Here is a 14,518-nt window from a genome sequence, read left to right on the forward strand (position 1 = left end):
TAATATCGGAAAATTCAATCATCTATCTCAGACATTGAAATTAATTATTTGACTAAGCTATAGTTTTTTTATGCAACGCTAGTGATAATTTCCTATACAATTAAAAAACCTCTTTGCGCAAGGTCGCAAAGAGGTAAACGTGTAGTTACGATTAAACACACGTGTTCTCAGGGCAACCTTTTAAATCTCGCTGGATTTAGTTAAAGGTCTCATTATTCACTTTTCGTAGATACTTACTTCGTCATGGTTATCTGCTTCAAGTAAATTTACTACAATAATCTCTTTTTCTGATGTTGGTATATTCTTACCAACATAATCAGCACGAATAGGTAATTCCCTATGCCCTCGGTCAATTAATACACCTAACTGGATTTGTGAAGGCCTGCCTATATCCATTACGGCATCCATTGCTGCCCTCACTGTTCTGCCTGTAAATAACACATCATCAATTAGTATTACTTTTTTTCCATTAAAGTCTACGTTAATATTGGTTTCCTTCAATTCAGGATCATGGTTCGTTGTTGCTTTTTCTAAATCATCACGATACAACGTTATATCCAACTCGCCAATTGGAACATTAATTCCCTCGATTTGATTTATCTTTTCCTGTAATCGTTTCGCAATGGGAATTCCTCTTGTTTTAATCCCTACTAAAAGTAAATTTTCCCCACCTTTATTTTTTTCAACAATTTCATGGGCGATTCTAGTTAGCGCTCTGTTCATTGCTGACTGATCCAGTACTTCCGTTTTTTTGTTCACTGCTGCACCTCTTTCTGCTTTCGATAACTTGGCCTAACACCAAACCTTAGTTGCACTTATGCGTAAAAAAGGTTTTATATCTTCTTAGCGCTAAAAAATCCCTTTTCTCCATAAGGAAAAAAGGGATTTAGATATACGTATCTCTACATACTTAATACGTTCCGCTTCCTTCTTCGCCTCACTGGACTCTGTTAAAGGATCTTTTATTCATTTGCTTAATTATTACAAACCAGCTTCAATCTGTCAATACATTTTCTCCATTTGTGACAATAATTCCTTGAAATACGCTGGTGCTTCCTCCTCAAAGAATAGCCAATCATTTGTTCTCGGATGCTTAAAACCCAGCGATTTAGCATGCAATACCTGTCCATTTGTCTCCAATGTTTTCCTCCGTCCATATTTAGGATCACCAACGATTGGGAAATCTATATATTTCATGTGTACACGTATTTGATGAGTACGGCCTGTTTCAAGCTGGCATTCTACATGTGTGAAATTTTCAAATCGTCGTATAACCCGAAAATGGGTTACTGCTGGTTTACCAGAATCTACAATACCCATTTTCTGCCGGTCATTTTTGTCTCTGCCAATTGGGGCATCGATTAACCCTGTTTCATGTTCAATAACACCATGAACAACTGCTTCGTACTTTCGTTCAATATCTTTTGAGGCCATCTGTTCTGACAGATTTGTATGAGCGAGATCGCTCTTAGCAACCACTAGAAGTCCACTGGTGTCTTTATCAATCCGGTGGACAATGCCTGGCCGTTCTACACCATTAATCCCAGATAAATCGTCACAGTGATAAAGTAACGCATTTACCAATGTGCCATTTTGGTGGCCAGCGGATGGGTGGACTACCATTCCTTTGGGTTTATTAACAACAAGTAAGTCACTATCCTCATAAACTATCCGTAGTGGTATGTTTTCAGCTTTTATGTTTAATGATTCTGGTTCAGGAATTGTCCAGCTAATCTCATCCGCAGTTTGACATTTATAGTTGGGTTTTATAATTTCTCCATTTACTAATACATGTTCATTTGTAATCCATGATTGGACCTGTGAACGGGACTCGCTAACCAAATTCGATAACAGTTTATCTATTCTTATTTTGTTTTCAGTTTCTAATACGGTATGTTGGTTTAAAGTCATTTTTGATTTATTCCTTTCTTCTTTTCATCGATGAATGTTGCAATAAGCACAAGAATTACACCGACTACTAAGGTCGAATCAGCTATATTAAATATCGGATAATCATATCCAACCAGGTTGAAGTCAAAAAAGTCGACAACTTCCTTTCGAAAAAGGCGGTCGATAAAGTTACCAATTGCTCCACCTAAAATAAAACTTAAGGAAATAGCTAGTAACTTACTATCCTTTGCATATTTTTCCATATAATAAACAACACCGATAATTACAATTACAGTGACGATATAGAAAAAAATCATTTGCCCTTGCAATATTCCCCATGCTGCACCACTATTTCGATGTGATGTTAGATAGAAAAAATTCTCAATCACAGTTATTTGTTCCCCAATTTCCATTTTTTTTGTAATGACCCACTTTGATAGTTGATCAACGGCTATAATAACAAGTGCAATTATGTAATATAAAAACATTTCATTTCCCCCAATTTCATTTAGAAAACTTAGCATATCACCAAGCCTTAATGACGAGCGCCTTAACTACTTATGCAGTAAGAAAGTATTAATACTTTCTTATCTAAAAACAAACTATTCCTTTTGCATTTTACCATAGATAAAGCAAAAGCGCCTCTTCCTTGAAAAAATTCAAAAGGAACAGGCGCTCTTATAATCAATTATGCACTGTAGTGTTCTTCCACAATATCTGCACATCGTGTACATAACTCTGGGTGATCTTTATCTTCACCAACAGTTTCTGAAGCAGTCCAGCAACGTTCGCATTTCTCTCCGGGATGCTTTTCAACTGCAATATCTACATAACGATATTCAGATGCATCAGTTGAATTCTCTGCAACAACAGCTTCGGAAACAATAAACAGTTGATGAATATTAGGTATTTTCTCTAATACTTCTTTGGTTTTAGCATCTTTTGGAACCAAGGTAATTCTAGCTTCCAGTGACTTACCAATAATCTTTTCATTTCGAGCCTCTTCTAATGCTTTGAGGACATCATCACGAACTCTCATGAAGTGATCCCATTTATCCTGGGAATTTTCAAAGTTAGTAATTTTTCTTGGTTCTGGAATATCCGTAAGTTGAACGCTTTCTTCTTCTACTCCAGGAATATACTCCCATACTTCATCTGTTGTATGTGGAATAATTGGCGTCAGTAATTTAACAAGTGTAGTTAAGATTTCATAGTATCCTGTTTGAATACTTCTCCGACGCTTATTATCTTGTGCCTCGATATAGAGGACATCTTTTGCGAAATCCAAATAAAACGAGCTTAAATCAACGGCACAGAAATTATGAATTTGTGAAAAAATTGGTGAATACTCAAATTTTTCATAGTTTGCACGAACATTTGAGACTAAGGTCTGCAAACGATGAACCATATAGCGATCCACTTCTTCCATTTCGCTTTCAGGTACAGCATCCTTTGCTGGATCAAAGTCTGACAGATTCGCCAGTATAAAGCGAATCGTATTTCTGATTTTACGATAAGCTTCAGAGATTTGTTTTAAGATTTCCTGTGAAATTCTAACATCTGCTTGATAATCAACTGATGATACCCATAAACGCAAGATATCAGCACCTAACTGTTTTTGAACCTTAGATGGAACCATAACATTGCCTAATGATTTACTCATCTTACGTCCGTTTCCATCCAGCACAAATCCATGACTGATAATATTTTCATATGGCGCCTTACCTGTTACCGCAACAGAAGTTGATAGTGACGAGTTAAACCAGCCACGATATTGGTCACTGCCCTCCAGATAAACATCTGCTGGACGACGGTGATCCTCCCGCCCTACAAGGACTGCTTCATGAGATGAGCCTGAATCGAACCATACATCCATAATATCAGTTTCCTTGGTAAACTTACCGTTTGGACTATGTTCTGAAGTGTAGCCTTCAGGTAATAGTTCTTTAGCTTCCCACTCAAACCATACATTCGAACCATGTTCAGCAAATACCTGTGAAACATGTTCAATCGTTTCATCGGTAATAATTGGTGTGTTATCCTCCCCATAAAATACGGGAATTGGAACACCCCATGTACGTTGACGTGAAATACACCAATCCTCACGGTCACGAACCATGTTATGAAGACGTGTTTCCCCCCATGACGGATACCAATTAATCCGATTAATCTCATCCAAAATATTTTGGCGGAAATCTTTTATGGATGCAAACCATTGTGAGGTAGCACGGAAGATTGTTGGCTTTTTCGTACGCCAATCATGCGGGTATGAATGCGTGATAAATGTAAGCTTCAATAACGCACCAACCTCTTCAAGCTTTTCTGTAATCGGCTTATTCGCCTGATCATAAAACATTCCCTCAAATCCAGGGGCTTCATCGGTGAACACACCTTTATTATCAACGGGAGACAAAGCATCTAGTCCGTAAGACCTCGAGATATAAAAGTCGTCTTCACCATGGCCTGGAGCTGTGTGAACACAACCGGTACCTGCATCTGTTGTAACATGTTCACCAAGCATGACAAGTGAATCACGTTCATAAAATGGATGCTTTGTTACAACTTTATCTGCTTTCTGGCCTTTAAATGTTTTAACTACCTGTGGGTTTTCCCATTCCAGTTCTTCAGTTACAGTTTCTACTAAATCGGAAGCAACTACGTATTTTTCATTATTAACAGCAACAACGGAATACTCAAGATCTGGATGTAAACTAATTCCAAGATTCGCTGGAATAGTCCAGGGCGTAGTAGTCCAAATGATGAATTTATCTCCAGTATCAAGTACGCCTTTTCCATCTGTTACATCAAATGAGACATAAATGGATGGGGAACGTTTATCATGATATTCTATTTCTGCTTCAGCTAATGCTGATTCAGATGATGGAGACCAATACACGGGTTTAAGTCCTTTATAAATATATCCTTTTTTCGCCATTTCACCAAAAACCCTAATTTGTGCTGCCTCATAATCTTTGGTAAGCGTAATATATGGGTTATCCCAATCACCTCGTACACCTAGTTGTTTAAACTGTGTACGTTGACTATCGAGTTGCCCCATTGCGTATTCGGCACATTTTTGTCTGAAATCGGCAATGCTCATTTCCTTACGCTTAATTTTTTTCTTTTTTGTTAATGCTGTTTCAATTGGGAGTCCATGTGTATCCCAGCCAGGAACGTATGGAGCATGATATCCAGTCATTGATTTATAGCGCGTAATAAAATCCTTTAAAATTTTATTAAGTGCGTGACCGATATGCAAATCACCATTTGCGTATGGAGGACCATCATGCAAAATAAACGACGGACGTCCTTCTGTTCTTTTTTGTACTTTTTCGTATAGTTTTTTATCATCCCACGCTTTTTGGCGCTCTGGTTCTTTATTCGGCAAATTTCCGCGCATTGGGAATTCTGTTTTTGGCATTAGTAATGTATCTTTATACTCCACTTGTTCATCCTCCTATACATTTCAATTAAATTAAAAAAAGCCCTCAAACATCCCCAAAAGGGACGAGAAGACTCGCGGTACCACCCTTATAAATTTAAAATAATTACATATTTTAAATTCACTCGATATTCGTAACGTGAACAGACGCCCATTTCTACTTTAAATGTATTCAAAATGGGTACTCAAGAGTGATTTTCTGAAGTATTACTGTATCAGGCTCCCACCAGTTCCCGACTCGCTAAACAGTAATTACATTCATACTGTCTCTATCATCGTAGTTTTCAATCGCATATAACATTTGTGTATAATGAATTATATGTAAAATTCCATAAAACGTCAAGGCTTATGATTCTTTATCTGCAGCAGCCTCAAGCTCTCCGCCAAACTCTGCATCGAACAATTCTTCCCAGTCATCTGTACCTATCATCTCTAACTGAGCTTCAACAAGCATTTTTAAACGGGTACGGAATACTTTAGCTTGTTTTTTTAACTCTTCAACATCCATTGATATACGGCGGGATTTATTTAGGGCTTCATTAATAATGCGATCAGCGTTTTTCTCAGCTTCTTTAATAATTAATTTGGACTCTTTAGTAGCGTTCCCTTTAACTTCTTCCGCTGTTTCCTGAGCAACCAAAATGGACTTGTTCAAGGTTGTCTCAATATTGGTAAAATGACCAAGTTTTTCATTCAGCTGTTCAACTTTTTCTGTTAAATCTTTTTTCTCACGAATTGCCATTTCATAATCCTTTATTACCTGATCCAGAAATTCGTTGACCTCATCTTCATCATATCCACGAAAACTTCTTGTAAACTCTTTATTGTGAATATCTAATGGTGTTAATGACACGTAGGCCACCTCCTTAAAAATTTTAACCCAATTATATATTAAAATAAATAAATTCCTATATTACGTCTTTATTCGACATAAAATAAAATTATCCTTCAAATAATCGAAATTAATTTAAAATAGCAGTAGTAATTCTGTGTTTATCTTTTTTGGTAAGCCCATTAATGCTAATAAGCTTACTTCTGCCTTTACCTCTTAAAGAAAGCATATCCCCTTCAGCAAGCAAAAACTTTCCATCGTCAACTACTCTAAAATTAACTTTCACATAACGCTTAGCAATGTACTCAGAAGCATCTTTTCTGGAAATATTGTAAATCGCTTTTAGTACTGCATCTAATCTCAATGCTGATACTGTCTGGTCTGATTCTATCCACTCTGTTTCTTTTTTAATAATTGATATCAACGGCTTTTCTTCAAGCTTAATCTTTGTCTTCTTAATCGCTGTAAGATTTGCAAATACATATGCAGCTATTTCTTCTGCCACCACAATTTGTATTGTTCCATTCTCAACGAGTATATCTCCGAGTTTTTTTCGCTTAATGCCTAAAGATAAAAATGCCCCCATGACATCTCCGTGTGTTATAGTGACAAATTTTTCATGATAAGTTGCTTGCATTAGTATGAGCTGAAATGATTCATCGGTCACTTCTTCATAGAATGGCGCAATAATAACACGCTTTCGCTCTGTGAATTCACTGCCACCATTCTGATAAATCTTTAATTCTTCATGGCTCGTCCCAATTAACATAGCTACAATTTGTTGCTCCCTAGGATCAAGAAAATCGGTTACCTTGTACTGAAATGTTTTCTCAACTTGATCTATCCAAGACAATACCTTATCTATAAATGGGTGTTCTTCTTTTCTGAAATGCTGGTAAATATCCACTTTTAACTACCTTAAAACCAACCCATTAGCATATTGAACAATACAGGTAACCCATATGCTCGTGCGAAGAACAATACAAAGATTCCTACGATTGGTGATAAATCAATCATTCCAAGTGGTGGGATAATCTTCCGAAATGGTTCCAGATACGGTTCACAAATCTTTGTCAAAAAACTGCCAAATGCAGATTCCCGAGCTCCTGGAAACCATGACATAAAAATATAAATAATTAACGCATAACTATAAATCTCAAGTGCATAAAATAATACCATATAAATTGATTCCATTAACGCCTACCATCCTTTTTCAAATTCGTCATCCTCAACAAATGATTCTGTAATTGTTCCCGACACATCTACATTCTCAGGAGTACATAGAAATGTTTGTGCACCTAATTTTTGTATATCACCACTAACGGCATACACTGTTCCACTTAAGAAATCAACAATACGTTTTGCCTGCTCATGATCAACACGTTGTAAATTGATAACTACTGCTCGTCTGTTGACAACATTGTCTGCTATTTCCTGTGCTTCATTATAATTTCGTGGCTCAGACAATACTACTTTAGATGACGGTTGTTGCATACTAGCCAGGTTAACTACATTTTGATTTTTTCGTTTTTGATTACCGGCAGCATCTGGAACATTCTCTTCTGATTGTTCCTCAAAGTATTCGTACTCGTCATCCATTGTAAAAAAAGTCTTAATCTTATTCTTCATACTCATCATTTCACCCCGCTATTTGAAAGATCCAACTAATTTTGAACCAATTCGAATATGTGTTGCCCCTTCTTCAATGGCAAGCTGATAATCATTACTCATACCCATTGACAGATAGTTACAAGGGGCATGAGCAAGTTGCTCACTCCTGACTTCATCCCTCAATGAAGCAAGTTTTCTAAAAATGTCACGTAAAAGTTCTTTATTTTCCATATGTGGAGCCATTGTCATTAGACCTACTATCCTAATATTCTCAAAAGCTGCCAACGAAGAAATAAATGAAAGGACATTTTCAGGACCAAGACCGTGTTTTGATTCTTCACCACTAACATTTACTTGAACAAAACAGTCCATTGGGGTTGTCGCGCGTTTGTTAATTTCCTTCGCAAGCGACTTGCGATCCAGTGAATGAATCGCATCCACTTTATCAATTATTTCTTTTACTTTTCTAGATTGTAATGTTCCGATAAAGTGCCAAGAGGCTTGATCTTGTATGTAATTATATTTTTCCAGAAAACCTTCCAGCCGATTTTCGCCAAGATTTTTAATTCCAGCGTTAATCGTTTCTTCTGTTCGCTCTATTGTAACATATTTCGTGACGCCAATAATGGTTATTTCGTTGGGATTTCGATTACTTTTCTCGCATGCTTGTCTAATATTGTTGTTTATTTCATTCAGATTTGCTACTACTTCCATTATTACCATTGCTCCTCCCAAGTATAATCATGTTGCATAGCCAATATACCCTAGCATTCTACCTGTTTTACCATGATCACGTCGATGTGAGAAAAATAATTCATTATCACTGAATGTGCAATATTCTGTGACCTCTATATTATGACGAAGAACCCCTTGTTGTAAAAGGATTTCGACATTTAATTGCTTTAAATCCAATAAATAGCGATTATTTTCTTTTTGAATGACAGTTTTTCCAGTATAATTATCTGGAATTTGTGCGATAACATTTTCATCAACCTCATAAACCTCTTGAGATATACATGGTCCTATTGTAACTAGAAGAGTATCTGTGTTTACTCCAACTGATTTAAACGTATCAACCATTTTTTCACTTATACCATGGACTGTTCCTTTCCATCCTGCATGGGCTATACCTATATAATCTGTTTCTGGATCATAAAAATATAATGGGGCACAATCAGCAAAAAAAGCTGTGCACAGTATATCAGCTCGATTTGTAACAATACCATCAATGTTAGGTAGTGAAGACTGATAAGATATTGCGCCTTTTCCTCTATCCTCTTCCTTAACAATGTGTATATTTGTCTGATGTGTTTGCTCCCCGGATACCCATGATTCTAACGGTATGTTTATATCCTCAGCTAAGATCTGTCTATTCGATAAGACATCTCCTTGGTTATCAGGAACATGCAAACCAAGGTTTAACGTATTAAACGGAGACTGGCTCTTTCCACCCTTTCGAGTTGTAAAGCCAGCTTTTAAATTTTTATTCAATCTTTGCCATTTATCAATTTGCAAATAGACTGCTTCATTATGCTGGAAGGGATCAGCCATATCAATACCTCCTCAGTATAGTATGTTAAAACTATCTTATCATAATTTCTCCATCATTCGATAAGCTTTTGTTCTGGATAGAGGGTTGGAGTATTTACGTCTCTTATTAGGATAACGTCTGAGCCAATAGTTTCAATGTTATACCATGGTATTACCATCTCTCCAGGCTTCCCAAATAAACCTGCTTTTTTATCCTTCACAATAATAATTAATGCTGTGATTTTACCGTTGTCTCCATTTATTTCTAAGTCCGAAATATGCCCAAGCCTTCTGCCATCATTAATGACGATAACCTCTTTTATTTGAAGATCGGTTAACTTTATCATCATGACTCACCTACCTTAATAATGATATATATGCAAAGAATTTGCAAAAAAAACTTTAATATAGTGCAAAATTAAAATTCCTTCTTTTATTATTACAATCGAACCTCATTAAGAGAAAGTGGCAGAACAAAAGCGCAAGCGCCTGTTCAGTGCCGTATGGACTGCGCTCAGCGCTGCGGGTGGGTCGACGTTGCCGCTCAAAGCGGCGGTCTTAGTCGATCTTCCTTTTCCCTGAGATAAAGGATACACGAAGAGCGTAAGCTGCCCCACAGGACGTGGGGTAGTTCGACGTTGCCACAGGATGTGGTGGTTTTAGTCGAACATCTTTTATTTCTTATCGTAGACACGGGGATGGAAGTCCACTAGGCGCTAGGCGCTGGACGTCGCTGATTCGGAAGTCAAGTAATTTTTATAATTTACTGAAGAATCATAAAAACTTAATTTATCGCCAAGCCTTAATATAGATAAGCCAGTTGCACTTATGCAGTAAGAAAGTATTTGCACTTTCTTAACTGCAAAAAAAAGACACCAAACATAGTTGGCGTCCGATTGTATATATAGGAGTAGCTTTAACAAGGCACAGTCCGTGCCACCTACTGGCGTATTTATAACGTGTCTGTATAGACTGAAGAACCATTTCCGCTTTTCATTAGACTAGCTCCGTTGGCTAGCAACCTGTGACCAATACTACTCCGTATTTTGTCATTCAAACATTTGCTTATTCATTTGGGAAATAGCTGCTTTTTCTAGGCGTGATACTTGTGCCTGTGATATTCCGATTTCATCTGCTACTTCCATTTGTGTTTTCCCTTGGAAAAAACGTTTATTTAAGATCATTTTTTCTCGTTCGTTTAAACGATACATTCCTTCTTTTAACGATAGCTTATCTACCCACATTGAGTCCTTATCCGAATCATCGCTGATCTGATCCATTACATATATTGGATCACCACCATCATTGTAAATTGGTTCGAATAAGGAAACAGGATCTTGTATGGCATCCATCGCAAAAACAATATCTGAATGAGGAATACCCATTTCTTCGGCAATTTCCATAGGAGTTGGCTCTTTTGAAGATTTACTAATTAACTTCTCCCTCACCTGTAATGCTTTATAAGCTATATCGCGTAATGATCTAGAAACTCTAATCGGATTATTATCACGCAAATACCGTCTGATTTCACCAATAATCATGGGAACAGCATACGTGGAAAACCTAACATTATGTCCTAAATCAAAATTATCAATTGATTTCATTAGTCCAATACAACCTACTTGGAATAGATCGTCAACGTACTCTCCGCGATTATTAAATCGCTGAATCACACTTAATACGAGCCGTAAATTTCCATTAACAAGTTCCTCTCTCGCTGATATGTCGCCATCTTGCATTTTCGTGAATAACTTGCGCATTTCGTCATTCTTTAGTACAGGTAACTTAGATGTATCAACACCACAAATCTCAACCTTATGTCTAGTCATTCTGTTCTACCCTCCCGGTTTGGAGATGCTGTTTATGGACAGTATCTCCCCGTAGAGGATTTTTTATGCAAAGTTATTCAGTACAAAAATGGTCTAAAACCACCTAATTTCTTGTCGCAGTATGTCATACCATTTTATTGAATTCTTTTTGTAAACGTCTAATAATTTTTTTCTCTAAACGGGATATGTAAGACTGAGAAATACCTAACATATCCGCGACATCTTTTTGTGTTTTTTCTTCTTGGCCTACTAATCCAAAGCGAAGTTCCATAATTTGTTTCTCTCGCGCATTCAATTGAGATAGGGCATTTTTTAATAAAGATTTATCCACATTTGTTTCTATATCCCTCGTAATTATATCTTCATCTGTGCCTAAGATATCTGATAACCTTAATTCATTACCATCCCAGTCTATGTTAAGTGGTTCATCAAACGAAATTTCAGATTTTAATTTATTATTTCTTCGTAAGTACATTAGTATCTCATTTTCTATACACCTTGATGCATATGTTGCTAACTTGATTTTCTTCTCTGGATTAAAAGTATTTACAGCTTTTATTAAGCCAATTGTTCCTATACTAATCAAATCCTCGATATTTATACCGGTATTTTCAAACTTTCGTGCAATATATACAACTAAACGAAGATTTCGTTCGATTAGCACTGCTCTGGCGGATTTATCACCTTTTGGCAGTAATTCAAGTAATTCTCGTTCTTCATCTTTTGATAATGGTGGAGGCAGTGCTTCACTTCCGCCAATATAATAGATTTCGTCTGTTTTATATCCGAGCTTAAATAAAAATTTGTACCACCATAAACGCATTCGCAATTTCCATAATTTCAAATTAAGACGCTCCTTTTTAGCACATATTTCATAATAATTGGCAGGATTATCCACCTTTACAATTTAAGCAGAATTAGCAGTTGCCATCTTTACAATTTGTGGATGTAATAGACAATGGTACGATTGATCCTTTGTCAGATCAGCAAATTGAATTCCTATCAAAATTTTATGAGTAACAATCTTTTGGTCATTATAAAAAATCACTACATTATCCGGCTTAATAGCCATCATAAAGGATCGATTACCTTCAACACCCTGAAAAGGGATAATATTAATACGGTTTTCCCAATCTTTTGGTAGCTTTTCAAAATCTAACTCATCATGAGCGACCTTCAACATTTCCCATTCAACTGAACTAAACCATTGTTTTAAAAAATGCTCATCACATATAATGACAGGTTTCTTTGTAAAAGGGTCTACAAGCTGGTTACCGCTATCAATATATCCTGTAGTTGATTTACTTGTGTTTTCAATTTGAATAGTTATAGGACAAAGTTGATCATATCGAATCTTCTCTACTGCATGCTTGTCCATACGACCTTTGGTGAATATCCAGACTAATGGGAATCCAATAACGATAAATAACCAGCTAATCGGATCACCGTAGCCACTATTAAAAGTCAGAATACCATTTGCAGACAAACCAACTGGATTTTGAAGTAAAAAGTGAATCCCTATTAATCCACCCCCTATGGCAAATGTCGTAAAGTAAAATAGAAGAAGCAACTTTATCATTCGATAGATCGACCGAAATTTAAAAGCACATAATATAATAATTATCGAATAAATCAGCTTTCCTATTACACTAGTAAAAATTGAATTCGGATAAAAAATAGATAACGGAACCAATAACGAAGCAATAAACGCACCAAAAATAATTCGAACCTTTTGCGTGCTGTCTTTTGCCAGGGCTTGAGTAAGCATTAAAAGCATCAAGTCCAAGAAGAAATTTAATAGCCAGACAGCATCAAGATAAATGGTCACTTCCTTCTTCCTTTCACCTTACTCGAATACCTTATTTAGAAGTATAGTTTGTTTAGCTAGCGAAGTCTGTCACTTCTTGTATGCAAAAATGTGCTAATTTTAACTACTTATCGGAGAATTTGTCGTCTTAATGAGAGGCAAAGGCGCAAGCGTCTGTTCAGCGCCATATGGACTATGCTCAGCGTTACGGGTAGGTCGATATTGCAGCTCGAACATAATTCATCTCATATCGTAAGGCGGTTAATTGGTTTCACTAATCGATGACCGTTGAAAACGCTACGTTTTACGCAATTGACAGCGCTGAAATATTATAATTTCCTACACATCAAAAAAAGCAACCAGATAATGTCTGATTGCTTTTTGAAATATGTTTTTATATTTATCGGTTGCGATTACGATTTCTTAAGAATGTAGGAATATCCAATTCGTCATCCTGCGAATTAGAACGACTTTGCTGATTCTGCCCTCTTTCTCTAGGCATTTCATCAGTAGATTTGGATGCAGCATGCTGATTATGATTAATAACCGGGCGATCTTTAGGCTGTTTATTTACTTTTTGGTTCTCATCAAAACCAGTAGCAATTACAGTTACTATAATCTCATCTTTTAAGTTTTCATTAATAACTGACCCGAAGATAACATTCACTTCGTCATCTGCAGCCGAGGTTACTAAATCTGCCGCTTCCTGAACTTCATACAAACTTAAATTTGAACCACCTGTAATATTCATAAGAATACCATGTGCTCCATCAATAGAGGTTTCCAGTAATGGCGAAGAGATAGCTTTTTTAGCTGCTTCAGGTGCACGGTTTTCTCCAGTGGCAACACCAATCCCCATTAACGCAGACCCTTTATCAAACATGATCGTTTTCACGTCAGCAAAGTCAACATTAATCAATCCTGGTTTTGCAATTAAATCAGATATACCTTGTACACCTTGTCGCAATACATTATCAGCTTCACGGAATGCTTCTAGCATTGGTGTATTCTTATCAACAATTTCCAATAATCGATCGTTCGGAATAACAATTAGAGTATCTACACTGCTTTTAAGAGAATCAATTCCAGTTACTGCTTGTGTAGATCTCCTTTTTCCTTCAAATGTAAAAGGACGGGTTACAACACCAACCGTTAATGCACCAAGTTCTTTTGCGATTTGTGCAATTACTGGTGCAGCACCAGTTCCAGTGCCTCCACCCATACCGGCTGTAACAAATATCATATCAGCACCTTGCAATACTTCTTCTAACTGTTCTTTATTTTCTTCAGCGGCTTTTTTACCAACCTCGGGATTTGCACCTGCACCAAGTCCGCGAGTCAGTTTTCCGCCAATTTGTAATTTAGTTTCTGCCATTGATAGATTTAAAGCTTGTGCGTCTGTATTAACGGCAATAAACTCAACACCTTCAACTCCATGTTCAATCATGCGGTTAACAGCGTTGCTTCCACCACCACCGACACCAATAACTTTAATTGTTGCTAGCTGATCCATATTCGTATCAAACTCTAACATATTTCCGTTCCTCCTAATATGCAAAATTACAAGAGTTCTAGAA

15 protein-coding genes and 1 other annotated feature are annotated in these 14,518 nt (G+C 36.7%); all 15 genes read right to left on the minus strand.

The genetic code is table 11. The features are described from left to right. Nucleotides 1-216: 216 nt before the first annotated feature. The 15 genes from pyrR to ftsZ all read right to left on the minus strand — a co-directional run bounded on the left by pyrR (nucleotide 217) and on the right by ftsZ (nucleotide 14,475). On the minus strand, nucleotides 217-759 hold the full coding sequence (gene pyrR / locus J2Z82_RS17280) for a bifunctional pyr operon transcriptional regulator/uracil phosphoribosyltransferase PyrR (protein WP_209482061.1): 543 nt from the start codon (nucleotides 757-759) through the stop codon (nucleotides 217-219). A gap of 243 nt (nucleotides 760-1,002) precedes the next feature. Beyond that, the gene (locus J2Z82_RS17285; RefSeq protein ID WP_209482062.1) at nucleotides 1,003-1,911 is read right to left on the minus strand and encodes an RluA family pseudouridine synthase; all 909 of its coding nucleotides are present in this window, start codon (nucleotides 1,909-1,911) and stop codon (nucleotides 1,003-1,005) included. Continuing rightward, complete coding sequence (gene lspA / locus J2Z82_RS17290; protein WP_209482063.1) at nucleotides 1,908-2,378, minus strand: signal peptidase II; 471 nt, start codon at nucleotides 2,376-2,378, stop codon at nucleotides 1,908-1,910. Before lspA ends, J2Z82_RS17285 begins: the two co-directional genes overlap by 4 nt. 200 nt (nucleotides 2,379-2,578) lie before the next feature. Then, on the minus strand, nucleotides 2,579-5,335 hold the full coding sequence (ileS, locus tag J2Z82_RS17295; protein ID WP_209482064.1) for an isoleucine--tRNA ligase: 2,757 nt from the start codon (nucleotides 5,333-5,335) through the stop codon (nucleotides 2,579-2,581). 55 nt (nucleotides 5,336-5,390) lie between these two features. Continuing rightward, nucleotides 5,391-5,617: a binding site (T-box leader), on the minus strand. Nucleotides 5,618-5,678: 61 nt separating this feature from the next. Further along, nucleotides 5,679-6,185: a DivIVA domain-containing protein gene (locus J2Z82_RS17300; protein WP_092493023.1), complete on the minus strand. Its 507-nt coding sequence runs from the start codon at nucleotides 6,183-6,185 to the stop codon at nucleotides 5,679-5,681. A gap of 109 nt (nucleotides 6,186-6,294) precedes the next feature. Beyond that, complete coding sequence (locus J2Z82_RS17305; RefSeq protein ID WP_209482065.1) at nucleotides 6,295-7,071, minus strand: YlmH family RNA-binding protein; 777 nt, start codon at nucleotides 7,069-7,071, stop codon at nucleotides 6,295-6,297. Between the two features lie 11 nt (nucleotides 7,072-7,082). After that, entirely contained in the window at nucleotides 7,083-7,358 is a 276-nt protein-coding gene (locus J2Z82_RS17310) for a YggT family protein (RefSeq protein ID WP_092493025.1), read from the minus strand. A 6-nt stretch (nucleotides 7,359-7,364) separates the two neighbouring features. After that, entirely contained in the window at nucleotides 7,365-7,799 is a 435-nt protein-coding gene (locus tag J2Z82_RS17315) for a cell division protein SepF (RefSeq protein ID WP_209482066.1), read from the minus strand. A gap of 12 nt (nucleotides 7,800-7,811) precedes the next feature. Then, a complete protein-coding gene (locus J2Z82_RS17320) occupies nucleotides 7,812-8,489 on the minus strand; it encodes a YggS family pyridoxal phosphate-dependent enzyme (RefSeq protein WP_209482067.1) in 678 nt (225 codons plus the stop codon). 27 nt (nucleotides 8,490-8,516) lie between these two features. Further along, nucleotides 8,517-9,326, minus strand: a complete 810-nt coding sequence (gene pgeF, locus J2Z82_RS17325; protein ID WP_209482068.1) for a peptidoglycan editing factor PgeF — start codon at nucleotides 9,324-9,326, stop codon at nucleotides 8,517-8,519. Between the two features lie 53 nt (nucleotides 9,327-9,379). Next, on the minus strand, nucleotides 9,380-9,655 hold the full coding sequence (locus J2Z82_RS17330; RefSeq protein WP_342453663.1) for a YlmC/YmxH family sporulation protein: 276 nt from the start codon (nucleotides 9,653-9,655) through the stop codon (nucleotides 9,380-9,382). A 699-nt stretch (nucleotides 9,656-10,354) separates the two neighbouring features. Beyond that, nucleotides 10,355-11,134, minus strand: a complete 780-nt coding sequence (sigG, locus tag J2Z82_RS17335; protein WP_209482069.1) for an RNA polymerase sporulation sigma factor SigG — start codon at nucleotides 11,132-11,134, stop codon at nucleotides 10,355-10,357. Between the two features lie 124 nt (nucleotides 11,135-11,258). Continuing rightward, a complete protein-coding gene (sigE, locus tag J2Z82_RS17340) occupies nucleotides 11,259-11,978 on the minus strand; it encodes an RNA polymerase sporulation sigma factor SigE (protein WP_209482070.1) in 720 nt (239 codons plus the stop codon). 63 nt (nucleotides 11,979-12,041) lie between these two features. Continuing rightward, a complete protein-coding gene (gene spoIIGA / locus J2Z82_RS17345) occupies nucleotides 12,042-12,962 on the minus strand; it encodes a sigma-E processing peptidase SpoIIGA (protein ID WP_209482071.1) in 921 nt (306 codons plus the stop codon). Between the two features lie 379 nt (nucleotides 12,963-13,341). Further along, complete coding sequence (gene ftsZ / locus J2Z82_RS17350; protein WP_209482072.1) at nucleotides 13,342-14,475, minus strand: cell division protein FtsZ; 1,134 nt, start codon at nucleotides 14,473-14,475, stop codon at nucleotides 13,342-13,344. Nucleotides 14,476-14,518: the final 43 nt, after the last annotated feature.

Source organism: Virgibacillus litoralis, from assembly GCF_017873675.1.
Classification (GTDB): Bacteria; Bacillota; Bacilli; order Bacillales; family Amphibacillaceae; genus Lentibacillus; species Lentibacillus litoralis.